Genomic DNA, 21,919 nt, shown 5'->3' with positions numbered 1-21,919 from the left:
GGCATGATTTCAGTATTTTTATCTATTCTGCACGGAAATATAACGCTGAACTCATTAATAGGGCCTCAGAAATGCTCAAGCATAGTGAGCATGAATAATCACGGTAGAATGAAGGATTTATAAGTAATGGCATTAAGTACATGGCTTGGATTACTCGCCATCTGTTGTTTAGGAGCGATGTCTCCCGGTCCGAGTTTAGCTATGGTGCTAAGACATACGTTATCAGGAGGGAGATTACACGGCGTTGTGTGTGCTTGGGCTCACTCAATTGGCATTGGTGTGTACGCATTAGTAACGCTATTGGGCTTGGCCGTTGTGCTTGAAAAATCACCTTTAGTGTTTAATGGTATTGCTCTTATTGGAGCGTGCTATTTAGCGTGGATGGGATTTCAAGCCTTGCAATCTAAAGGGGGGATGGAGCAGAAATTACAGTCAGGTGAGTCAACTTCATTACTTCAAGCAGCTCGCGATGGTTTAGCTATTTCGTTATTTAACCCTAAAATTTTGTTGTTCTTTTTAGCGCTGTTTAGTCAGTTTGTATTGGCAGCTGAATCGCTAACGGGACAAACATTAATTGTATTAACCCCACTGGTTGTAGATGGACTCTGGTATACCATCATTGCTGTCGTATTATCTCATGGGCCGATATTGTCTCGCTTACGTGACAAGGCTGCGCTTATCGATAAGCTGTCAGGCGTGGTGCTTATTCTACTGGCCTTAAGGGTCATTATAGATATTATTTAGTGAAAAATTCTCCAACAAAAAAGCCATCGTAATGATGGCTTTTTTACATGCTTAATATCGGCATGCTTAATTTTTGAAGACCTGCACAGAATCGTCAGCTTTTTCTTCTTTGGCTTCTTGTTGACCACCCGGTGGGTTTTTAATGTGGTCATTTAAGTTTTCGTTCAACATGCCTTTGTATTCTTCAGTGAACCAGCTCAATGCATTTTCTTTTTCTGCTTCTAGATTGGCTGATTTAATCGCAGCTTCAAACGCATTGTAGCGCGCTGCAGCAAAACGCAAAGCAGTACCGACTTTACCGATATCATTTTCTGTTTGACCTAGTTGATTGGCTAGCGCAATAAATTGATCAGCTAGTTGGTACATGGTTGTTTCAGTTTTTTGTTCTGACATGAGTTCTACTCGTAATAGTGACTTAATTTAGCAATGAGTGTACCGATTTTATTGACAGAATAAAGTCTCAATTCGCTATCAGGGGCGGAATCTGTGATCACCTGTCCATTACGTGGATCATAATATATTGATAATGGCGTGAGAGGGTTGTAGAGGTAGAGGCATTGAACAGGGTTATTGTTAGTTACTAGATATAACGAATCGTTGCGATGCTTCAAAAGGAGCCCAGTTTTGTGCAGGGTAACCCCATTGATTGATATTGAGCTGGTCATCGGTACTTGGATTAGTGAAAATATGAACGTTATCAGCGGGGCCTGAATCACTTCACTCGGTTATTTTACTCGAGCATTTTACTCAAACACTTCATATTAGCTAAAGCGACGGCGGCTAATAGGCCGAGTATAATGATAACCATCACTAATGGATAAGTTTGAAACTTGGATGTTGATAGGTGTTCAGTGATTCATAGTATGCTTGAGCATCTTCTTAATTATTTGCTTCGACTCAACCTTTGTCTTAGTAAGTGTAATTGAAAGGCTGTATTTCGCGAATTAACACCATAATGAGATTGACTCTTTTACAAGGTAGCCCCCTAGATGAACGATTGGCAAACATTGATTAAAACGCAGCAAGCGGAGCCGTATTTTTGTGAATTAAATGAGTTTGTTGCTCATCAAAGACAGCTAGGAAAAACGGTTTACCCTGCCGATGAAGATGTATACCGCGCATTTGAATTGACTCCTTTGAGTGATGTGAAAGTGGTGATTTTAGGGCAAGACCCTTATCACGGTGCAGACCAAGCTCATGGCTTATGTTTTTCGGTTCAAAGAGGCATTAAAACACCGCCATCATTAGTGAATATTTATAAAGAACTCCAACAAGACATTAATGGCTTTGTCACCCCAGACCATGGCGATTTGTCTGAGTGGGCAAAACAAGGGGTGTTAATGCTCAATACCGTATTAACAGTAGAAGAGGGAAAAGCGCATTCTCACTCAAAAGCCGGCTGGGAGACTTTTACAGATAAAGTGATGCAAACCCTTAACGATAAAGGTGAGCCTATTGTATTCATTTTGTGGGGCGCTCATGCCATTAAAAAGGGAAAGCTTATTACAGCAAAGCAGCATCACGTATTAACAGGGCCGCATCCTTCTCCACTGTCTGCTTATCGAGGCTTTTTTGGTAGTGGTCACTTTTCTAAAACAAATCAACTGTTAACAGAGTTAGGGCAAACACCTATAGATTGGCAAGTTTAACGATTTAAATTGTATTGATAGCAATAAAAATGCCCACTACTGAGTTGTAGAGGGCATTTTATGATGGTTGGCTTAATTATGCTCAGATACCAGAGCGTAGATATTTAACCCAATATAGATTAGTTATTTCGTTGAACTGAAATTTTCGCTAACGAGATTAATGCTGTCTTATATTCACTATCGGCAATTGGGGCCAGTGCAGCAATCGCTTTGTCAGCTTCTTGGTTCGCTTTTTGTTTAGTGTATTCAAGGGCGCCTGAATCATTTAAGGCTGCAACAATTTCATCAATTGCTTTTGTGCCATCGCCTTTTTCAATCGCTTCTTTAATCAATGCTTTTGCTGTATCGCTACCGTGAGCCATAGCATAAATTAATGGCAGTGTAGGCTTACCTTCGGCCAAGTCATCACCAATGTTTTTGCCAAGTTCATCAGCATCGGCCGTGTAATCAAGTAAATCGTCGGTTAATTGGAAAGCGGTGCCTAAAAATTTACCGTATTCACCAAGGGCATGTTGTTGCTCTTCGCTTACGTCAGCAATAACACCTGTGAGCAAGGTTGCAGCTTCGAATAATTTTGCTGTTTTACAGTAAATTACCCGCATATAATTCTCTTCGGTGGTTTCTGGATCATTACAATTCATTAATTGTAAGACTTCACCTTCAGCAAGAATATTAGTGGTGTCGGCAAGGACTCTTAACACTTTCATGCTATCGAGTTCGGTCATCATTTGAAATGAGCGGGTATATAAAAAATCACCGACTAAAACACTTGCGCTGTTTCCAAATAAAGCATTGGCTGTTTTACGACCACGACGTAATGTTGATTCATCGACAACGTCATCGTGTAATAAAGAAGCAGTATGAATAAATTCAATAATGGCTGCTAATTTAAGATGCTCTTCACCTTTATAGTCGATAGCGCGAGCAGAAAGTACCGAAAGTAATGGGCGTAATCTTTTACCACCACCATTGATAATGTAAAAACCGAGTTGGTTAATTAGTGCAACATCAGACTCAAGTTGTTTGTAAATTAACTGATTTACGGCTTGCATGTCGTTATCAGCTAGTTGACGAATGGCGTTTAAATCCATAATGGTCTCTAGTTATTAGGCTATCAGGCAAATTATATTGCCCACTATATAAGGTTCAAATTGTATATTAACAAATTTTATCTAAAATTCATGCCTTAGACAGCTTTTGTTCTTAGATTGTGGGAGTTAAACCGAGCTTTTTTTATTGATTCACATTTAACACTTGCCAGATGGTAAATCTTAGCGTAGACTCCGCGCCCATTGTCATTAAAAGTTTTTAGCACCCGGTATCTACATATAATGAACCGGAGTGTTAGTCCATTTGGAGTGAAATAGCTATGTACGCTGTTTTTCAAAGTGGCGGAAAGCAACACCGTGTTGCTGAAGGTCATACAGTTCGTTTAGAAAAAATTGAAGTTGCTACTGGTGAAACTATTGAGTTTGACCAAGTATTATTGGTTGCTGACGGTGAAAATGTTCACGTTGGTGCTCCATTAGTCGCTGGTGGTAAAGTTGTTGCTGAAGTGGTTAGCCACGGTCGCGGTGAGAAAGTAACTATTCAAAAGTTCAATCGTCGTAAGCATCACGAAAAGAAAATGGGCCATCGTCAATGGTTCACTGAAGTTAAAATCACTGCGATTAGCGCATAATATTAGGAGTCTAACTCATGGCACATAAAAAAGCTGGCGGTTCTACTCGTAACGGCCGCGATTCAGAAAGTAAACGTCTTGGTGTTAAGCGTTTTGGTGGTGAATCAGTTGTTGCTGGTAACATCATCGTTCGTCAACGTGGTACTAAATTCCACGCTGGTGTAAACGTAGGTATTGGTCGTGACCATACTTTGTTTGCATTAACAGACGGTAAAGTTAAGTTTCAAGTAAAAGGTCCTAATAACCGTAAGTTTATTAGCATCGAAGCTTAATTCTAGACTTTAATCAGTCTTTGAAAGCCCCGCCTTCTGGCGGGGCTTTTGTGTTTTTTACTTCATTGTTGGAGTTAGTTAACTAAACTTCATTGAAGTATTTTCGGTGTGTTACACCGATGGTTATTTATTTTGCAGTAAGCGATTTATGGTGATTGAATCTTCTACGCTTCCCTGCACATCTCAGTCTTTTGAGGTTATAATTGGCACATTAAGTGGTGTCAGGAGTATGTATGAAGTTTATTGATGAGGCTAAAATCAGAGTTGAAGCGGGTGACGGTGGCAGTGGCTGCGTTAGCTTCAGACGTGAGAAATATGTGCCAGATGGCGGTCCTGATGGTGGTGACGGCGGTGATGGCGGTAGCGTATTTTTAGTCGCAGACGAAAACATGAACACGCTTATTGATTTTCGATTTGTACGTTCTTACATCGCTGAGCGCGGTAAGAATGGTCGTGGTCGTGATTGTACAGGTCATGGCGGCGAAGATATGTTATTAAAAGTACCTGTGGGTACTCGCGCTGTTGATTTTGAAACAGAAGAGTTACTAGGTGACTTAACCACTCATGGTCAAAAACTGTTAGTGGCTAAAGGTGGTTTCCACGGTTTAGGTAACACTCGTTTTAAAAGTAGTACCAACCGAGCGCCTAGACAAAAGACATTAGGTACACCAGGCGAAGTACGCATGCTGAAGCTGGAACTATTGTTACTAGCCGATGTTGGCTTGTTAGGTTTACCGAATGCGGGTAAGTCAACTTTTATTCGTTCAGTTTCTCGTGCTACACCAAAAGTCGCCGATTACCCATTTACCACTTTGGTGCCTAATTTAGGTGTTGTCAGCCCTCGTCCTGGTCAGAGTTTTGTTATTGCTGATATTCCTGGCTTGATCGAAGGCGCGTCAGATGGCGCGGGTTTAGGCATTCGTTTCTTAAAGCATTTAGAGCGTTGTCGTGTGTTATTACACATTATTGATATCGACCCTATTGATGGTAGCGATCCGGTTGAGTCTGCGCGTTCAATTGTGGCTGAACTTGAGAAATATTCTCCTAAATTGGCTGCTAAGCCGCGTTGGTTAGTATTTAACAAGATTGATTTACTACAAGAAGATGAGCTTGCTGAGAAAATGGAGCACATCGTTAAGGAAATCGATTGGAAAGGTGACATATACACTATGTCAGCATTTAATCGCACCAATACTGAAGAGTTAAGTTTAAAACTTCTCGACTTTATTTCTGCATTGCCTGACGAAGATGAATCAATCAGCCCTGACGATGAAGTCGAGTTTAAGTGGGATAATTACCATCAAGCTAATGTTGAATCTGTTAACGAAGACTACGATGATGACTTCGATGACGATTTCGACGATGATGACTATGATGTGGAAATTATCTACCAACGTTAAATTGAGTTAAATAAGAGAAAAATTGTGTACGCCGACACTCAAAATGATATCACTCGTCTTGTAGTACGAAGTGCACAACTTCTCTTAGCTTATGGCGCTGAATCTGATCTTGTTGAAGAGATTAGCCAGCGCCTAGGCAAAGCCCTTGGCCTAGCCAGTGTCGAACTGTCGATTTCTTCAAATTCCCTCGTATTGACCAGCCTTGTCCATGGCCGTTGTATTACCACGACGCGCCGTTTACGCGAGCACGGCATTAACATGATGATTGTATGTGAAGTGCAACGCATCTGTATCTTGGCCGAAAAAGGCATTTACAACGACAAGCAAGTTAAACGCCGTCTAGAAAAAATCGAACCCAAAACGTATCCAGCCAAATATGTCATCGCGATGATTGGCTTGTCTTGTGCGAGTTTCTGTCATTTATTCGGTGGTGATTTAGCGGCATGCTTTATTACGTTTATCGCTTCAGCTGTCGGCATGTCGGTTCGTTTATCCTTAGTGAAAAAACATTTTAATCTGTTGATAATTTTTGCTATCACCGCCTTTATTACCACCTTGGTGGCGCAACTTGGTCACCTTTTGGAATTGACCTCAACACCGAAAATTCCAATGGCTGCAAGTGTGTTAATGCTTGTGCCGGGTTTCCCACTGATAAATGCTATTTCTGATATGGTCAAAGGCCATATGAATGTCGGTATATCTCGCTGGGGACATGCCACTTTACTCACATTGGCAACGGTTATCGGTATTACGCTAGCGATGGCATTTGGAGGGACGTTGAACACATGAATCTTGTGCTGACTTTACTTAATGATGCATTCTTTTCTGCAATCCCAGCAATGGGGTTTGCGATGGTATTTAATGTCCCAAGACGGTTTTTACCTTATTGCGCTCTTGCTGGTGCAATCGGTCATAGTTTTAGAACCTTGTTATTGCACCTAGATATGCCAATTGAATGGGCCACATTTGCTGCTGCCGCGCTCGTTGGAGTGATAACCATCCGTTTTGCTAAAAGGCATCTTGCCCCACCGCTGATGTATGCTGTGGCAGCAATCATTCCCATGGTACCAGGGACTTATGCGTATAATACGTTAATTGCAATTGTTCAGCTAAGTGTGCAAGAGCAGGTGAGTTCTGATCTCACCACTATGGTTATTCAAAATGGGTTAAAAACAGTTTTCATTCTGGGGGCGCTGTCTGTAGGCCTGGCTATGCCGGCTTTGGTTTACTATCGCACTCGACCAATTATTTAATTTCTCCAGCATCAAATAAGGATTTTACATGCGCATCGCTATGATCGCCGCTATGGCCAATAATCGTGTAATCGGTAAAGACAACAAAATGCCATGGCACCTGCCTGAAGATTTAAAACATTTTAAAGCTATGACACTCGGCAAGCCTGTAGTGATGGGGCGTAAAACCTTCGAATCAATTGGTAGACCATTACCGGGTCGCCACAATATCGTCATTACCCGTCAAAGCGACTATCAACCAGAAGGCGTTTCTTGCGTTAATTCTTTTGAGGCTGCAAAAGCCCTTGTGACAGGTTGTGAAGAATTAGTTGTTATTGGTGGCGGACAACTCTATAAAGAAATTTTACCTTTGGCCGATACCTTATATCTAACCTTTATCGATTTAACGGTTGATGGTGATACTTTTTTCCCTGAATGGGATGACGGTAGCTGGACGTTAAAAGATAAGGTAGTTGAGATAAATGAATCACAATTGCAATATAGCTTTAACACTTTGGTGAAATAATGTTAAATTGTGGCCTGTGTTACCCTGAATAGATACTTGCCCTTGATGGCAGGTACAAAAATAAAAATACCTAAAAAGGAGTGTCAGATGCGTTTAATGCCTGTGGCCTTAGCAGCCCTAATCGCAGCATCTTTTGTGTCAACCCCTGCCGAAGCGAATACTGATCAACTTGTCGCGAACATTTGTGATTATGTAAAATCTAATGACAAAAACCGTTTACGTAAAAAGTTGAAGGAAAGCCGCGTAAAATTACGCAATATTTACACTGGTGTTTCTTGCGACGGTAATAGCTTATTAAGAACTGCATACAACTCTAACGCCTTAGAAGTGGGTGAGTACATTGCAAAACGTCTTCCTGCTGGAGATTTAAATACTCCTGAAGCAGATGGACAAAGCATTCTTGATTGGGCAAATGCAAATGGTCATAGCGGTAGTGCAATCACTGCTGCAGTACAACAACGAATCAGTAATGGCGAATAAGCCATCTCGTTGGAATGACTTGCTTTAGCATTATGAAACTGTTGTGAGTGTTTGTATTCATAACGTGTAAAGCAGACTCAGATACATCTGATTAAAAACCGCCTTTGGGCGGTTTTTTTATGGCTTAGCTTTTTCGTCTCGCTCATTTTACTAGCAAGAGTTCGCAAGAGCAGCACAGAAACCAGAATTTAAATAAAAGGAACATATAAAAAGGCTTGAATATAAACCGATAACAGTGAGCTATCATAAACAGTTATCACAGGCTGCTATCCAAGACTGTCACCCTAGATAGTTAATATAAATAGTCACCCTAGATACTTGTTACTGACACTGTTAAAACTTTATCGAAATCTAACTTAATGAGTGAGATGGATTATTGGGGAAGCGTGGTTGAGTGAAATAATAACCGAGCTGATACGGTTCGGCATATTGGGTAATATGATTTTTATTCTGACAAGTTGAGTAAACTATATAAACTCAGGTAGAACTGAGTTTATATTATTAAGTTTAAGCCACTAAAAAAGGCTCCTGAGAGCCTTTTTAGTAAAAGATGAGCGTCTATAACAGTTAGACCTTAAATTCACCTACAGAGCCTTGTAGCTCTTCAGATAACATTGCAACTTGATGGCTTGATTGTGCTGTTTGATCAGCACCCGTTGCCGTTTCCTCTGATATTGCTGCAATATGTTCTAGCATCTCAGAAACCTGTTGGCTCACTAAGTTTTGCTCTTGAGCAGCTTGAGCAATGTGATTACCTGAATCATAAGCTTTGTGCACTGACTGGCTAATCGTTTCTAGTGCTAAATTCGCTTGCTCTGTCTTATCAACACAACTTGTAGCTTGGCTGCGTCCTAGCTCCATCACTGATACCGCTTGTTGCGCGCCTTGTTGCAGCATTTCAATCATTTGCTGAATTTCGCTGGTTGATTCTTGTGTTCTAGAAGCAAGGCTTCGAACTTCATCAGCAACAACAGCAAAGCCACGACCTTGCTCACCTGCACGTGCAGCTTCAATTGCCGCATTAAGTGCAAGTAGGTTGGTTTGTTCTGCAATTCCTCTAATAACATCCAAAATAGAACCAATTGATGCGCTGTCAGAATGAACCTTGTTAATCACTTGTCCTGCTTTGGCGACTTCATCTGCAAGTGCGAGAATGGTGACTTTGTTTTCTTCTGCAAGTTTACGCATGTGCTGAGTTTCTTCGTCAGCTTGCTTAATTTGCTCTAAGGCTTGGTCAGCACTCATTGAAACCTGCTGAGCACTTGAACTTAATTCAGTTGTTGCTGTTGCCACTTGGTCGACTTGGCTCTTCTGTTCTTGAATGCCACTGGTCGTTTGCGTGGTAATTGCTGATGTTTCTTCAGCTGCTGCTGCAAGTTGGTTAGAGCGATCTAAGATACCTACAATCAGGTTTCGTAAGCTATCAACTAAGCTATTACAGTTCTTCGCTAACTCGGCAAACTCATCGTGACCTGAGTCGTCGAGTTTATGGGTCAAGTCACCTGAAGCAAGAATGTTAAGTGCTTGATTAACTTTGGCAAGTGAGCGAGTCAGTGGTTTTACTACTGCAATACTGACGATAATAGAAACCAAAATCGCTAAGATAACAACAAACATAGTTTTGAGGCTGGCTGAATCAATATTTTCAATAGCACTATTACCAATGTGACTAGTGAAGCTTTCGATATTATCGGCGAGACTAAACATTTTAGCGTTGACTTCTAAACGATCTTTGTCTGTTGCAGCTAATAGGTTGGCAGCTTGTTTATTGTGTTTAAGTTGTTGTCCTTTTAGGGCAACGATTGAGTTATTACCATTAATCAAAGCGAATACTGCGTTACTTTCAGTATTTAAATCGTCTAATGTACCGTCGCTGATAATGCCACGACCTTGAAGATTAATATGTTCAATCTTTCTTCTCGTGTCACTCACCATGTACTCAAGCTCTTTAACGATAACATTGTATTTACTGTCATCAGTAGCAGCAACTAAGTCATAAATGGTGGTGATAATATTAATAAAAGTACTGTCAACAACCCCTGCCGTTGCTGCAATGCTTTGTTCGGTCGTATCGTCACTCATTTCTAAATCGATCAGATCAAGTAAGATAGACGAGGCTTCGTCAGCACTGTCTTCAAGATCATCACGTAAAGATAATAATTGTTCATTCTTAATTAATGCATTTTCATGCTCTTTAAGCATTAATTTACCGTTCTTTTCAAAACCAGCGTAGCTAGATTTTAATTGCGATAAATTACTTGAGAATTCTTGTCTATCTGAAATCAGTGCAGTCAATCTGTTAAGCGTTTTATGAAATTCACTCGACTCTATTTGGATTTTTTTCTCAACAGCGGGGATTTTATTTGATTCATTAGTGTAATAACCAAATAGAATTTGGATTTGCTGGGCACTTAAATTTTTTGTTAATTCACCTGTTGCAGTCAGCGCGGGTAAGCTAACTTCTTGCAAAGTTGTTGTACTATCTTTAATGGTATTATTGGTCAGTAAAGATACGCCACCTAATACAATTAAAAGCAGTGTCACAACAGTAAAACCGCCAATAACTCTGGTGGCAACATTAATTTTCATAGCATACTCCGGCTGTTATTATTTTATCCCGAATTTGTCTCAAGATCGCTCAGGGTTATGTGATCATATGAGATCTAATAGCTTTATCGGCTAAGTTTATTATTAGTTTAACAATTTATTAATTATTTTAGTTTTGCTTGAGTGAGTTGTTCATTCGTTTCAGCATGCCAAAGTGTCATATATTCACCCCAGCAGCATCCAGTATCTAGTGCCTTTACATTTTCTTGGTGAGTGATTCCCATTAACGCAGCCCAATGGCCAAATACGAGTGTATGGCTAGATTTAAGGACTGAGTCGAATTCAAACCAAGGAGTTAATTCAGAAGGTTTATCACTGATTGGCGTTTTGCAGGCAAAATCCAAGCTGCCATCAGGAAATAAATAGCGCATGCGTGTGAGTGCGTTGATGCAATATCTCAATCTGGGTAAACCTTTTGCCTTACTATCCCATAAATCAGGCGCTTCAGTGTACATTTTCGAGATAAGTGTTTTTAAATAATCATCTCGTTTTAGCGCGTCGCTGACTGCTTTTGCTTCAGCTAACAAGGTCGTTAAATCCCATTGAGGCGGCACGCCTGCGTGAGTCATGATGATGTTGTGAGAAGGCAAGGTGTGAACTAAAGGTTGTTCACGCAGCCAATCAATTAACTGGCTTAAATCATCGGCATTTAGGAGTTCAGTGAGATTATCTTTGGGGTTTGCTCTTTTGATTTTACCGTGTAGTGCCAGTAAGTGAAGATCGTGATTGCCTAAGGTGATTTTAGCGCTATTATCTAATGACTTTAAATACCTGAGCGTTGCAAGCGAGTCAGGTCCTCGAGCAACGAGATCCCCAACAGCCCAGATTTCGTCTTTTGACGGGTTAAAATCCACCGCAGCAAGTAAGCGTTGAAGTTCTTTAAAGCAGCCCTGAATATCACCAACAAAATAATGTGCCATAGGCTTACTGAAATATCCCTGGGACAGCGAGTCTGAATGTTGGGATCTGCGCACTAAAGCTTTCGCCTTGGTCTGTCACCATGCCATAGCTTCCTTCCATAAAACCGACAGGCGTTTCCATTACTGTACCGCTTGAATATTGATAAGCAGTATCAGGGTCTATGGTTGGGGTTTCACCTACCACGCCAGGTCCTTTCACTTCGCTTGTCTCACCGTTGGCATTAGTAATGATCCAGTGGCGATCTTTTAGTGTAACGGCAATTTCACTGAGGTTGATAATAGTGATGGTATAGCTGAATAAGTACTTTTCATCTTCTGCTGAAGATTGATCTTCGAGGTATTTTGTTTCAACTTTAATTTTGACGTTTGAGGCTACAGAGGTCATTCAACATCCTAAAAAGCAGAAGGGCATTTAACGATATAAATGCCCTTGAGGTGACTAACTTTTATCGCAAACTAAATTAGCGAGCGCAACGTATTGCTCGACGCTGATTTGTTCTGGTCGTAACGACGAGTCTATATTGAGTTGTGTAAACTCTTCGTCAGTGACCATTTGCTTTAAGTTGTTTCTTAATGTTTTACGGCGCATGTTAAACGCTGTGGTACAAACATGTCTTAATACATCAACATCTTTGCATGGGAATGGTTTTTCATCAAAAGGCAATAAACGTACTACCGCAGAATCTACTTTTGGAGCGGGTTTAAAGCTTTCAGGTGGTACTTCTAATACTGGAACGACTTTACAGAAGTACTGAGCCATAACAGTTAATCGTCCATAGGCTTTGGTGCCAGGACTGGCTGATAAACGAAGTACAACTTCTTTTTGCAACATAAAGTGCATTGTTTCGATAATTTCAGCGAATTCGAAAAGATGAAACATCAGTGGCGTTGATATGTTGTATGGCAAGTTACCAAACACCTTGAGCTTTTTATCACCTTGCTGCAGTTGGCTAAAGTCAAAATTAAGCGCATCACCTTGATTGATGGTTAACTTATCTTTTAATACAGGGTGGTTTTCTAAACGCTCAACGAGGTCTTTATCTAACTCAACCACGGTTAAGTTTTCAACGGCTTCAGCCACAGGCTCAGTTAATGCACCTAGACCAGGGCCAATTTCGACCATGACATGATCATTATCCGGAGAAATTGCGCCCACAATTCTACTGATGACGCTTTCATCAGTTAAGAAGTTCTGTCCGAAACGTTTTCTGGCCGTGTGGCCTAAATGTACTTTATTGCTCATTGGAAAATTATTTACTTACTTTTGAGGCCAATTCAATGGCTTTATTTAATGCGCAGGTAAAACTACCGCAATCTGCTTCACCTGTACCTGCAAGTTCTAATGCAGTGCCATGATCGACAGAGGTTCTGATATACGGAAGACCTAAGGTAATGTTAACCGATTTTCCAAAACCTAATGATTTAAGTACTGGAAGTCCTTGGTCGTGATACATAGCAAGAACCACATCTGCTTCTTGTAAGTATTTAGGTTGGAATAAGGTATCCGCTGGTAACGGTCCTACAATATCAATATTTTGCTCTCTCAGCTCATCTAAAGCCGGGATCATTATATCAATTTCTTCTCTACCTAAGTGTCCATCTTCACCTGCATGTGGATTTAGTCCACAAACATATATTTTAGGTGAAGCAATACCAAATTTCTGCACTAATTCTCGGTGCAAAATTTGAATAATATGATGTAAACGATCGCGCGTAATCGCTTTAGCAACGTAAGCTAAAGGAATATGCGTAGTCATCAATGCCACTTGTAAGCCTGGTGCTGCAAGCATCATGACCACATCTTGGCAATTTGCTTGTAATGCAAAGAACTCTGTGTGACCACTAAACGGAATACCCGCTTGGTTAATAATGCCTTTATGTACTGGGCCTGTTACAACAGCGGCAAACTCATTACTCATGTTTTTTTCACCAGCGTAACGCAAGGTGTCAACGACATAAGCACTATTTGCTTCGTCCAACTGACCACATTTAACCTCAGTAGCCAGTGTGAAAGGTGCAATGGTTAATGTGCCCGCTTCTTGAGGTTTTGGCTCAAGCGTTGGCTGATAAGGACGAAGGTTAAGCGGCAAGCCTAACATTTTAGCTCGGCTGATTAATAAATCAGGATCTGCACAAACAACTAACTCAGCAGGCCAAGCCTGCTGAGCAAGTTTTATAACGAGATCGGGGCCGATACTTGCCGGTTCACCCGGTGTTATCGCAATTCGTTGTGTCATTAAGTTAGCTTAACCTCGAATAATCTCTGGTTCAAAAACTTCAATGTAAGCTTCAGAACGCATTTCGTCTAACCAGTTCTGCAGTTCTTCGTTGAACTTACGACGATAAATTAATTGGTGAGCACGATTACTATTAAACTGATCCGTTGCATCCGTTGTACGTTTTTCTTCTAACTGAGCAATGTGCCAGCCATGAGTTGTACGGAATGGTTCACTAATTTCGTTAATTTCTAAGCTATTTAATGTCTGTGCAAACTCAGGTACGTAGACAGTTGGTTCAGCCCAACCTAATTCGCCGCCTTTTGCTCCTGAACCCGGATCTTCAGAGTATTGACGAGCAAGGTCAGCAAAGTCTGCTTCACCAGAACGAATTTGAGTTAGGAAGTTTTCTAACATCGCCTTAGCACGTTCTTCTGACAAAATTGGCGAAGGCTTTAGTAGGATATGGCGAGAGCGAACTTCATTAATTTCTTGAGTTTGTAAGCCTCGAGCATCCATGATTTTAATAATATGAAAGCCTGATGCACTTTTGATTGGCCCAATAACATCACCGGTTTTTGCATCAGTGACGACTTCTGCAAATAATGTCGGCATTTCATTAATGCTCATGTAGTCCCAGATACCGCCTTCAAGTGCTTTAGGACCAGACGATGATGCGATTGCAGTGCGGCGGAAGTCTTCACCATCATTTAGACGTTTTAACACGATGTTGGCACGTTTACTTGAGGCTTCAAGTTGCTCACTTGTTGGATTGCTTGGTACTTCAATAAGAATATGACCCATTTGGAACTCAACGTCTTTAAGACCTTGCTCTTGGATCATTTTTACGAGGTTATTGATTTCTTGCGGTGATACTTGAATACGACGTTGAACCTGAATACGTTGAATTTCACCTAGGGTGATTTCTTCACGTAGTTGCTCGCGGTATTGAGCAAAACTCATACCTTCGCTTTCAATCTGTTGTTTCATTTGGCTAACAGATAAACCTTGTTCTTTTGCGATGTTTTCAATGGTTTGGTCTAACTGTAAATCACCAATAGATAGACCGATTCGCTCAGCCATTTGTAGCTGTAAATGCGTTAGAATAAGTCGCTCGATAACCTGTGTACGCAGTGCGTTGTCAGAAGGAAGACCTTGACCGGCTTTTTGCGCATTGGCTTTAACCGAGGTAACCATGTGACTGATTTCGCTTTCGAGTATAATGCCTTCATTAATCTGCACAGCAACTCTGTCCAACTGAACAGGCGCCGCAACTGATACTTGGCTAACCGCCAGAGTAAATAAAGCAAAAATCATTTTCTTACAGTGTTTCATCCACAGAATCCTTGGCACTTAAATTTCTAATTATTGTTGGCGTTTCGCCAAAATAGTGTTGTTAACTTTTATTAGGACTATTTGTTTTCCACTAGGTTCAGCAATCTATCACAATTGATGGATAAATGATGGCTAATTCCTTAAGTAAAGCGGTTTACGGTAGTTAAATAACCCTTCGTTAAGCATATCTTCAACCCCTAATGGACCTGAACCGCCTAAGCCTTTAATAATAAAGTTTAGATAAACACCACTTTCAAATTCTTCACGAGCATCAACACTCGGGTTTAAATCATCATCGTAGTTGGTTTTAATACGGTAATGATAACTTAGGCGCATTGCCCAGCAACAAGATTCGTATTGCACCCCAGTATAAGTTTCAATACTACGAGATTCGTTCAAGTCGTAGTAAAAATTACCAACAAAGTAAAAGTCATCATTGATAGGCCAGGTGGTACGCATACCAAGCTGAGAAATATTCACTCTATCGTTGGTATTGGTATTTAATAAATCTGGCACGTAACGATAACTGAACTGAAGTAATTTATCATTACTTGGGCGAAAATCGAGTGTCATTTCGCTCTTCTTGGTATCACCGTTTTCAGTATCAAATTGAACTGCGCCACTAATAAACCAATCGTTATAAAGGTTGGCATCAAGCTCGGCTGCTAATACTGAGGTTGAAGGCGCTGCCTCAATATTTTCATCGGTGTAATTAATCTTACTGTCTTGGAAGAAGATAATTTGGCCTAGGCTAAACTTTAACTTCTCGATGTTAGCGTCATCAAATAGGCGTGTTGTTAATCCTAAAGTCATTTGGTTAGCATCAGCAATTCTATCTAACCCTGAATAACGTCTATCACGGAATAATCCGAAGTAATCTTCCTGGAGTTGTGCAGAATCATAGATACCAATGCCATCTTGGTTTTCATATCCTACATATAAGTATTGGAACTGAGGTTCCAGTGTTTGTTTATAATCCATTTCAAACATTTGAGTTTGACGCTCAAAGTTAACTTGGCCATGTACCCGGACTTGAGGAATAGTACGGCTAACGGAGTCATCTAGGTCACTATCATCGGCAATATCTTGCCAATATTGTGTCTGCATTAGTTTAACTTCACTGGTTAAAGAGCCTGCTGGTCCTTGAATAGGTAAGCTAATGCTTGGCTCCATATGGAAGCGGGTTGCAGTTGAATATTCGTTTTCTTTGTGCTGGAAATTCGTCAATTCTGAATTAAATTTAAAGTCCAAACTGTTCCAAAAGTCATTGGTTTGGTAATTAAAATTAAGTTGTGGCATGACTTGATAAGGCACTTCATCTTCGCCCAAAACTTTAATGTCTTGCACTTTCATGCCGAAATCCCAATCTCGCTCAAAATAGCTTATTTCACCCACTCGAGATAATTGGTTGTCAGTTGAGCGGTTGACGTCAGAATTCAAATCATTGAAATAGTTGTTATCTGATACATCAGTGAAGTTAGCTTGAACACGCCAGTTGTCATTGATGGCACCTTGATGGCGCCAATGGTAAAGGTAACGGTCTGGGCTGTTATCTAATTTATCGTCGTTAGCTAAGTATTCGAAGTTTAATTGACCATCTTGATTCTCACCCGCTAAATAACGGAACTCGGTTTTTGAATAAAAGCCGCGAGCTGACATATAGGTTGGGGTGAAAGTGAGGTCAAACTCCGGTGAGATATTCCAGTAATAAGGGGTACTGACTTCAACACCGTTAGTTGTACTGGTACTAAAATCTGGAAATAAAAAACCAGATTTACGCTTGTCAGAAACGGGAACGGTCATGTAAGGAATATACATCACAGGCACACCGCCAATACGCATTTTAGCTTCCCAAATTTCTCCCCACTCTTCAGTGCTATCAATGCGAATTTCTTTGGCTTCTAATAGCCAAGATTCATCGCCAACAGGGCAGGTAGTGAAATTGGTATTGGTTAACTCTAAGTTATTTTGCTCGGTAATGTTGAGTTGCTCTGCATCACCGTGAATTTGTTGGCCGTGCAACCAATATTTAGCGCCTTTCAAGGTTGCGCTATTGGTAACCATTTGGGCATTTAATGAATCAGCGGTAACGGTAAATAGTTCGTCCGAAAAAATGAGATTGCCGTTGGCATCTAATTTTTCGTTTCGTTGATCAAGAATTGCTTCGTCTGCACTGATGTGTCTTGAACCTTGACTAAAACTCACATTACCGGAGAAGTGGGCTTTGTCACCCATAGCAGCTTCAGAGCGATCAGAAATGATGACAATATCTTCAGGAGATAAATTAGTCAGTTGTTGACGGTCATCAACAGAACTAGAAACAGGCGGTTGAATCACACATTGAAGTTGAACCGTTTCTGTTTCAGAAGGTTCTTGCGCCGAGACTAGGTTTGGTAACAGGCTTAGTGCCAGAAAATAGCGGATCTGCATTTTAATTAATGATTATGAATTCTTAGTCTAGACAAAATGAATCGAAAAAAAGCCGCAGCTAAACAAGTTATCTTTAGCTGTTTCCAAGTGTTATGTTGGCTATAATAAAGCAATTTTCCCATAAGAGCCATTGAGATGACTTTATCTGATACAAGATTTATTTTACTTAGGAAGTGGTTAAGTCAATATTTTAAGACAGAAGTCGAGATAGAGCTAATCTGTGGAGACGCAAGTTTTCGCCGTTATTTTAGAGTTAAACATTTAGCAAAGTCTTATATAGTCTCAGATTCACCGATCGAGCTTGTGCCAATACAACCTTTTATTGATATGGCAATTTCGTATCAAAATGTCGGATTAGTTGTACCTGAAATTATTGCTCAAGATAATGTGTCAGGATTTGTTTTGCAGTCTGATTTAGGTGATGAGCAGCTAATTAATCTGTTAAATCTGCAAACAGTTAAGCCGCTTTATACTCAAGCGCTCGAATTACTACCTAAAATTGCGCAAGTCAAAGCCACCGCCTCTGGTGAGCTGCCTTTATATGATCGTCAATTTGTTGAGCGTGAATTAGCGATTTTTAGTGAATGGCTGTTAGGAACACATCTGAAATTAACTTTATCAGACCATGATAAGCAAATTATCTCACACGCATTTAGTGTGCTAATAGAAAATGCTATCGCTCAGCCACATGTCGGCATGCATCGAGATTATCATAGCCGCAATATTTTAGTGGTGGATAAGCAACTCGGTGTGATTGACTTTCAAGATGCAGTGATAGGCCCTGTGACTTATGATGCCGTATCTCTTTTACGGGATTGCTATATCAAATGGCCAAAAGACATCGTTGATGAGTTAAAGCAATCTCATTTTCGTCTTTGTCAGCAGCATCAGTTCATTGATGAGTCTGTGTCATTTGAGCAGTATGAGTCTTGGTTTGATTTAATGGGATTACAACGCCATATCAAAGCCGCAGGTATTTTTGCAAGGTTACATCACCGAGATGCAAAACCAGGTTATTTAAAAGATATTCCGTTAACACTGACTTATATCGTCGAGGTCTCGGCGCTTTATCCTCAGCTAGAAGAGTTTGGCTTATGGGTTAAAGAGCGAGTGATCCCTCTGATATCAAAGTAAAGAAATCAGTAGCGAATTAATACGTTATCTATTTTGTTGGAGATAGAATGAAAGCAATGATTTTAGCTGCTGGCCGTGGTGAGAGATTACGACCTTTAACTGACACATTACCTAAACCAATGGTAAAGGCGGCTGGAAAAGCATTAATTGAGTACCATTTAGACAAATTAGCTCAAGCAGGATTTCAAGACGTTATTATTAATCATGCTTGGCTTGGGCATAAGCTTGTCGACAGTTTAGGCGACGGAAGTCGATGGGGCATAACGATTAAATACAGTGCCGAGCAAACAGCTCTGGAAACGGCAGGTGGTATTAAGCAGGCATTGCCTCTTATCGGTCATGAGCCGTTTTTTGTTATTAATGGTGATATTTATATCGATAAGTTACCTGATATAACGCAGGCAATAGATGTGATGGCGTCAAATTCAGCATTAGATGCTTTTTTGTGGTTAGTGGATAATCCTACGCATAATCCTAGCGGGGATTTTGCTATAATAGACAATATGCTAGCTGAAAGTGAACAGGACAAATTAACCTATTCAGGTATGGGAATTTATCACCCTAAGATGTTCACAGAACTAACAGCGGGTAAAAGTGGTTTAGGACCATTGTTAAGGCAAAAACTAGCGAGTGAAACATTGGCGGCGAGCCACTTTCAATCCTATTGGTGTGATGTCGGTACAATCGAGCGATTAACACAGTTAACACATTATATTGAGAATCAATAAATTCATTACATGGTGAGCTCATGTTTACCATGATTAATTAGCAGGAAATTCAATGCGCATTTGGGGTAAGTTTTTTGGGTTTGTCATTGGATTTATGGCGGGCAAATTTTTTGGCGCTTTAATCGGTTTATGGCTGGGGCATGCTTTTGATAAACGGGCAGGGTTGGCCGATTTAGTGCGCAAAGGACATGAGAGGCAAGCTCAATTTTTTAACACTACATTTATGGTGATGGGTCATGTTGCTAAAGCATCTGGACACGTAACCGATGTGGATATTCGTATTGCTACTATGCTGATGGACCAAATGAAACTCACCGGTGATGCGAGGCGTGATGCACAAGCGGCCTTCAGAGCTGGTCGAGATGCACAATTTGATTTGGTTAAAACCTTGCAAGAATTTCGAGCTATGGCGCAAGGCCGTCGTGAAATTCTACAAATGTTTTTAGAAATACAAATTCAAACAGCGCTTTCAGATGGTGAATTACACAGTAAAGAAAAACAAATTTTATCTACAGTTGCCAAAGAGTTAGGTTTGGGGCAAGCTCACTTAGACGCACTACTTAGTCGTTGGCAAGCTGAGTTTCATCATCACCAATCAGGCAAAGGCAACAATATGCAGTTGGATGATGCGTATTCTTTACTGGGTAAGCAGGAGTCCTCCAGTGACCAAGAGATTAAGCGTGCTTATCGTAAATTAATGAATGAACATCACCCTGATAAGTTACTTGCAAAAGGCTTACCTGAAGAAATGATGGAGCTTGCTAAATCTAAAGCCCAAGATATTCAATCTGCGTATGAAACGGTTAAAGCGTCAAGAGGGATGCGTTAGTATTCGATTAATGCGGTATTTACCGTGTTTTGCTTATGACATTGGTTGTTGTACATGGAGTTACACATGAAATTACGTTCTTTTATTTGCGCGCTATCTTTATCCGCTGCGGCTTTGCCTGCAAGTGCCGAGATATATGTATCACCTTTTGGCGGCTACAGTTTTGGTACATCTGAATTTGATATTTCAGAAGTGAGTACCGATGAAACTGGCAAACTGAAAATATCAGAATCAGAGCACTATGGTGTCATGATAGGTACAACCACAAAAGATCCTGGCAATATCTACTTCCTTTATAGTACACAAGCGACAGATGTTAGAAGTGGCGCATTTAGTGATGAAATTTTTAATGAACTGGATGTCGATTATTTCCATTTAGGTGGCAGTCTATATTTCCCTAATGGCAAATTTAAACCTTATGTCACTGCCACTGTCGGTGCAACTCATCTTAGACCAAGCGGTAACTACTCATCTGAAACGCGATTTTCAATGGGATTTGGTGGCGGTGCAGCATTTGAAATAACTCCACAAGTTGCTTTATTTGCTGATGTGAGAGGTTATGCCACCTTTATAAATTCCGATAACACTTTCCTTTGTGGTCCTAATGAATGTCTTTGGCATATTTCGGGAGATGTTATGTGGCAAGGGCAAGCGAATGTGGGTTTAGAGGTTAGATTCTAAAAACGCTTTTTAGCACGGTCAAATTCAAGCACTGTAAAATTATAGGTAGGTGAGCGAGTATGAAAATTGTAGTGCTTGATGGCTATACGCTTAACCCAGGCGACCTAAGTTGGGATGCGCTTTCACAGTTCGGGGATATAGAGGTGTTTGAGCACACTGAGCATGATCAAATCATTTCTCGAAGTCGTGATGCCGATATAATACTAACCAATAAAGCCGTTATAACGAATAAGGTTATTGAGCATTGCCCAAAGCTTAAATATATCGGTGTGACGGCAACAGGAACCAATGTCGTTGATATGACTGCGGCCAGTTCCCGTAATATCGTTGTGACGAATGTGCCAGCATACGGTCCTGATGCAGTTGCGCAAATGGTGTTTGCTCTTATTTTGCAGCATAGCCAGCAAGTGTCTTTGCATGATGAGGCGGTTAAGCAAGGTCAATGGTCGAATGCGAGAGATTTTTGTTTTACCTTATCACCATTAATGTCACTAAAAGGCAAAACCATTGGCATTGTGGGTTATGGGGATATTGGTCAACAGGTTGCTACATTGGCCTTAGCATTCAATATGAACGTCATTATTACTAGTGGCTCAAAGAAAACCAATTTACCTCTTAATGTAAGTTGGCAGCCCTTAGCGTTATTACTGACTCAAGCTGATATTGTTTCATTGCATTGCCCGCTAAATGAGACGACAGATAAACTCATTAATAGTCAGAGTTTAGGTTTGTTAAAACCTGGTGCGCTATTAGTCAATACAGCTAGAGGCGGATTGATTGATGAGGATGCACTGGCATTAGCGCTAAATCAGCGTAAGTTATTTGCCGCTGTGGATGTGCTTTCGACTGAACCCCCAGCAAAAGATAACCCCTTGTTATCAGCTAACAATATTGTCATTACTCCGCATATTGCTTGGGCGACGATAGAAGCAAGACAAAACCTGTTAACAATAGCGGTTAATAACATAGAGCAATTTTTACAGGGTAAGCCTTGTCATCAAGTTAACTAGACTTTGCTGGATAAATTAGCACGGTCTGCAAGATGCAGTGATAAC

The 21,919-nt window shown here is 40.6% G+C and carries 23 protein-coding genes; 14 read left to right on the top strand and 9 right to left on the bottom strand.

Features of this window, described 5'->3' with window-relative positions:
- Positions 1-126 precede the first annotated feature (126 nt).
- Positions 127-744, top strand: a complete 618-nt coding sequence (locus J8L86_RS02910) for a LysE family translocator (protein WP_055024333.1) — start codon at positions 127-129, stop codon at positions 742-744.
- 66 nt (positions 745-810) lie between these two features.
- On the opposite strand, the gene J8L86_RS02905 is transcribed toward J8L86_RS02910, so the two are convergent.
- A complete protein-coding gene (locus J8L86_RS02905; RefSeq protein ID WP_055024332.1) occupies positions 811-1,137 on the bottom strand; it encodes a DUF3144 domain-containing protein in 327 nt (108 codons plus the stop codon).
- Between the two features lie 596 nt (positions 1,138-1,733).
- Between J8L86_RS02905 and ung the strand changes: the two genes are divergently transcribed.
- The gene (gene ung, locus J8L86_RS02900) at positions 1,734-2,393 is read left to right on the top strand and encodes a uracil-DNA glycosylase (RefSeq protein WP_211028597.1); all 660 of its coding nucleotides are present in this window, start codon (positions 1,734-1,736) and stop codon (positions 2,391-2,393) included.
- 119 nt (positions 2,394-2,512) lie between these two features.
- Here the strand turns inward: ung and ispB are convergent, their stop codons facing one another.
- On the bottom strand, positions 2,513-3,484 hold the full coding sequence (gene ispB / locus J8L86_RS02895) for an octaprenyl diphosphate synthase (protein WP_055024330.1): 972 nt from the start codon (positions 3,482-3,484) through the stop codon (positions 2,513-2,515).
- A 278-nt stretch (positions 3,485-3,762) separates the two neighbouring features.
- Between ispB and rplU the strand changes: the two genes are divergently transcribed.
- From rplU to J8L86_RS02860, 7 genes are all read left to right on the top strand, one after another.
- Entirely contained in the window at positions 3,763-4,074 is a 312-nt protein-coding gene (gene rplU / locus J8L86_RS02890) for a 50S ribosomal protein L21 (RefSeq protein WP_055024329.1), read from the top strand.
- 17 nt (positions 4,075-4,091) lie between these two features.
- The gene (gene rpmA, locus J8L86_RS02885; RefSeq protein WP_055024328.1) at positions 4,092-4,346 is read left to right on the top strand and encodes a 50S ribosomal protein L27; all 255 of its coding nucleotides are present in this window, start codon (positions 4,092-4,094) and stop codon (positions 4,344-4,346) included.
- Between the two features lie 233 nt (positions 4,347-4,579).
- Positions 4,580-5,746 carry an Obg family GTPase CgtA gene (cgtA, locus tag J8L86_RS02880; protein WP_055024327.1) on the top strand — a complete coding sequence of 389 codons (1,167 nt, stop codon included), beginning with the start codon at positions 4,580-4,582 and terminating at the stop codon, positions 5,744-5,746.
- 24 nt (positions 5,747-5,770) lie between these two features.
- Entirely contained in the window at positions 5,771-6,535 is a 765-nt protein-coding gene (locus J8L86_RS02875; protein ID WP_211028595.1) for a threonine/serine exporter family protein, read from the top strand.
- Complete coding sequence (locus tag J8L86_RS02870) at positions 6,532-6,999, top strand: threonine/serine exporter family protein (protein WP_055024325.1); 468 nt, start codon at positions 6,532-6,534, stop codon at positions 6,997-6,999. Before J8L86_RS02875 ends, J8L86_RS02870 begins: the two co-directional genes overlap by 4 nt.
- Before the next feature lie 28 nt (positions 7,000-7,027).
- Positions 7,028-7,504 (top strand): dihydrofolate reductase, encoded by a 477-nt coding sequence (locus tag J8L86_RS02865; protein WP_055024324.1) that lies wholly within the window; start codon positions 7,028-7,030, stop codon positions 7,502-7,504.
- Between the two features lie 87 nt (positions 7,505-7,591).
- Entirely contained in the window at positions 7,592-7,984 is a 393-nt protein-coding gene (locus J8L86_RS02860; RefSeq protein ID WP_065108969.1) for a DUF3718 domain-containing protein, read from the top strand.
- 567 nt (positions 7,985-8,551) lie between these two features.
- Here the strand turns inward: J8L86_RS02860 and J8L86_RS02855 are convergent.
- The 7 genes from J8L86_RS02855 to lptD all read right to left on the bottom strand — a co-directional run bounded on the left by J8L86_RS02855 (position 8,552) and on the right by lptD (position 17,492).
- Positions 8,552-10,573, bottom strand: a complete 2,022-nt coding sequence (locus tag J8L86_RS02855; protein WP_065108970.1) for a methyl-accepting chemotaxis protein — start codon at positions 10,571-10,573, stop codon at positions 8,552-8,554.
- Between the two features lie 122 nt (positions 10,574-10,695).
- Positions 10,696-11,511: a symmetrical bis(5'-nucleosyl)-tetraphosphatase gene (locus tag J8L86_RS02850; protein ID WP_080915144.1), complete on the bottom strand. Its 816-nt coding sequence runs from the start codon at positions 11,509-11,511 to the stop codon at positions 10,696-10,698.
- A gap of 4 nt (positions 11,512-11,515) precedes the next feature.
- Positions 11,516-11,896, bottom strand: coding sequence for a Co2+/Mg2+ efflux protein ApaG (gene apaG, locus J8L86_RS02845; protein WP_065108972.1), 381 nt, complete (start codon positions 11,894-11,896; stop codon positions 11,516-11,518).
- A gap of 54 nt (positions 11,897-11,950) precedes the next feature.
- Positions 11,951-12,754 carry a 16S rRNA (adenine(1518)-N(6)/adenine(1519)-N(6))-dimethyltransferase RsmA gene (gene rsmA, locus J8L86_RS02840; protein ID WP_211028593.1) on the bottom strand — a complete coding sequence of 268 codons (804 nt, stop codon included), beginning with the start codon at positions 12,752-12,754 and terminating at the stop codon, positions 11,951-11,953.
- Positions 12,755-12,761: 7 nt separating this feature from the next.
- Positions 12,762-13,748, bottom strand: a complete 987-nt coding sequence (gene pdxA / locus J8L86_RS02835; RefSeq protein WP_211028591.1) for a 4-hydroxythreonine-4-phosphate dehydrogenase PdxA — start codon at positions 13,746-13,748, stop codon at positions 12,762-12,764.
- A 9-nt stretch (positions 13,749-13,757) separates the two neighbouring features.
- The gene (gene surA, locus J8L86_RS02830; RefSeq protein WP_055024317.1) at positions 13,758-15,062 is read right to left on the bottom strand and encodes a peptidylprolyl isomerase SurA; all 1,305 of its coding nucleotides are present in this window, start codon (positions 15,060-15,062) and stop codon (positions 13,758-13,760) included.
- Between the two features lie 132 nt (positions 15,063-15,194).
- Positions 15,195-17,492 (bottom strand): LPS assembly protein LptD, encoded by a 2,298-nt coding sequence (gene lptD / locus J8L86_RS02825; protein ID WP_055024316.1) that lies wholly within the window; start codon positions 17,490-17,492, stop codon positions 15,195-15,197.
- Positions 17,493-17,627: 135 nt separating this feature from the next.
- Here lptD and J8L86_RS02820 point away from each other — a divergent pair, with 135 nt between their 5' ends.
- From J8L86_RS02820 to J8L86_RS02800, 5 genes are all read left to right on the top strand, one after another.
- Positions 17,628-18,626 (top strand): phosphotransferase, encoded by a 999-nt coding sequence (locus J8L86_RS02820; protein WP_211028589.1) that lies wholly within the window; start codon positions 17,628-17,630, stop codon positions 18,624-18,626.
- Positions 18,627-18,673: 47 nt separating this feature from the next.
- Positions 18,674-19,354, top strand: a complete 681-nt coding sequence (gene murU / locus J8L86_RS02815) for an N-acetylmuramate alpha-1-phosphate uridylyltransferase MurU (RefSeq protein WP_055024314.1) — start codon at positions 18,674-18,676, stop codon at positions 19,352-19,354.
- A 52-nt stretch (positions 19,355-19,406) separates the two neighbouring features.
- Positions 19,407-20,183, top strand: coding sequence for a co-chaperone DjlA (gene djlA, locus J8L86_RS02810; protein WP_055024313.1), 777 nt, complete (start codon positions 19,407-19,409; stop codon positions 20,181-20,183).
- A 66-nt stretch (positions 20,184-20,249) separates the two neighbouring features.
- Positions 20,250-20,864 (top strand): outer membrane beta-barrel protein, encoded by a 615-nt coding sequence (locus tag J8L86_RS02805; RefSeq protein WP_055024312.1) that lies wholly within the window; start codon positions 20,250-20,252, stop codon positions 20,862-20,864.
- Positions 20,865-20,923: 59 nt separating this feature from the next.
- Positions 20,924-21,874: a D-2-hydroxyacid dehydrogenase gene (locus J8L86_RS02800; RefSeq protein WP_065108976.1), complete on the top strand. Its 951-nt coding sequence runs from the start codon at positions 20,924-20,926 to the stop codon at positions 21,872-21,874.
- Positions 21,875-21,919: the final 45 nt, after the last annotated feature.

The organism is Shewanella sp. MMG014 (assembly GCF_018100775.1).
Taxonomy (GTDB): domain Bacteria; phylum Pseudomonadota; class Gammaproteobacteria; order Enterobacterales; family Shewanellaceae; genus Shewanella; species Shewanella japonica.
This window is presented reverse-complemented; position numbering and strand designations above follow the sequence as displayed.

Coding starts and splice junctions, on each gene's coding strand:
- J8L86_RS02910 (WP_055024333.1), top strand. CDS start 127: ATGGCATTAAGTACATGGCTTGGATTACTCGCCATCTGTTGTTTAGGA.
- J8L86_RS02905 (WP_055024332.1), bottom strand. CDS start 1,137: ATGTCAGAACAAAAAACTGAAACAACCATGTACCAACTAGCTGATCAA.
- ung (WP_211028597.1), top strand. CDS start 1,734: ATGAACGATTGGCAAACATTGATTAAAACGCAGCAAGCGGAGCCGTAT.
- ispB (WP_055024330.1), bottom strand. CDS start 3,484: ATGGATTTAAACGCCATTCGTCAACTAGCTGATAACGACATGCAAGCC.
- rplU (WP_055024329.1), top strand. CDS start 3,763: ATGTACGCTGTTTTTCAAAGTGGCGGAAAGCAACACCGTGTTGCTGAA.
- rpmA (WP_055024328.1), top strand. CDS start 4,092: ATGGCACATAAAAAAGCTGGCGGTTCTACTCGTAACGGCCGCGATTCA.
- cgtA (WP_055024327.1), top strand. CDS start 4,580: ATGAAGTTTATTGATGAGGCTAAAATCAGAGTTGAAGCGGGTGACGGT.
- J8L86_RS02870 (WP_055024325.1), top strand. CDS start 6,532: ATGAATCTTGTGCTGACTTTACTTAATGATGCATTCTTTTCTGCAATC.
- J8L86_RS02865 (WP_055024324.1), top strand. CDS start 7,028: ATGCGCATCGCTATGATCGCCGCTATGGCCAATAATCGTGTAATCGGT.
- J8L86_RS02860 (WP_065108969.1), top strand. CDS start 7,592: ATGCGTTTAATGCCTGTGGCCTTAGCAGCCCTAATCGCAGCATCTTTT.
- J8L86_RS02855 (WP_065108970.1), bottom strand. CDS start 10,573: ATGAAAATTAATGTTGCCACCAGAGTTATTGGCGGTTTTACTGTTGTG.
- J8L86_RS02850 (WP_080915144.1), bottom strand. CDS start 11,511: ATGGCACATTATTTTGTTGGTGATATTCAGGGCTGCTTTAAAGAACTT.
- apaG (WP_065108972.1), bottom strand. CDS start 11,896: ATGACCTCTGTAGCCTCAAACGTCAAAATTAAAGTTGAAACAAAATAC.
- rsmA (WP_211028593.1), bottom strand. CDS start 12,754: ATGAGCAATAAAGTACATTTAGGCCACACGGCCAGAAAACGTTTCGGA.
- pdxA (WP_211028591.1), bottom strand. CDS start 13,748: ATGACACAACGAATTGCGATAACACCGGGTGAACCGGCAAGTATCGGC.
- surA (WP_055024317.1), bottom strand. CDS start 15,062: ATGAAACACTGTAAGAAAATGATTTTTGCTTTATTTACTCTGGCGGTT.
- lptD (WP_055024316.1), bottom strand. CDS start 17,492: ATGCAGATCCGCTATTTTCTGGCACTAAGCCTGTTACCAAACCTAGTC.
- J8L86_RS02820 (WP_211028589.1), top strand. CDS start 17,628: ATGACTTTATCTGATACAAGATTTATTTTACTTAGGAAGTGGTTAAGT.
- murU (WP_055024314.1), top strand. CDS start 18,674: ATGAAAGCAATGATTTTAGCTGCTGGCCGTGGTGAGAGATTACGACCT.
- djlA (WP_055024313.1), top strand. CDS start 19,407: ATGCGCATTTGGGGTAAGTTTTTTGGGTTTGTCATTGGATTTATGGCG.
- J8L86_RS02805 (WP_055024312.1), top strand. CDS start 20,250: ATGAAATTACGTTCTTTTATTTGCGCGCTATCTTTATCCGCTGCGGCT.
- J8L86_RS02800 (WP_065108976.1), top strand. CDS start 20,924: ATGAAAATTGTAGTGCTTGATGGCTATACGCTTAACCCAGGCGACCTA.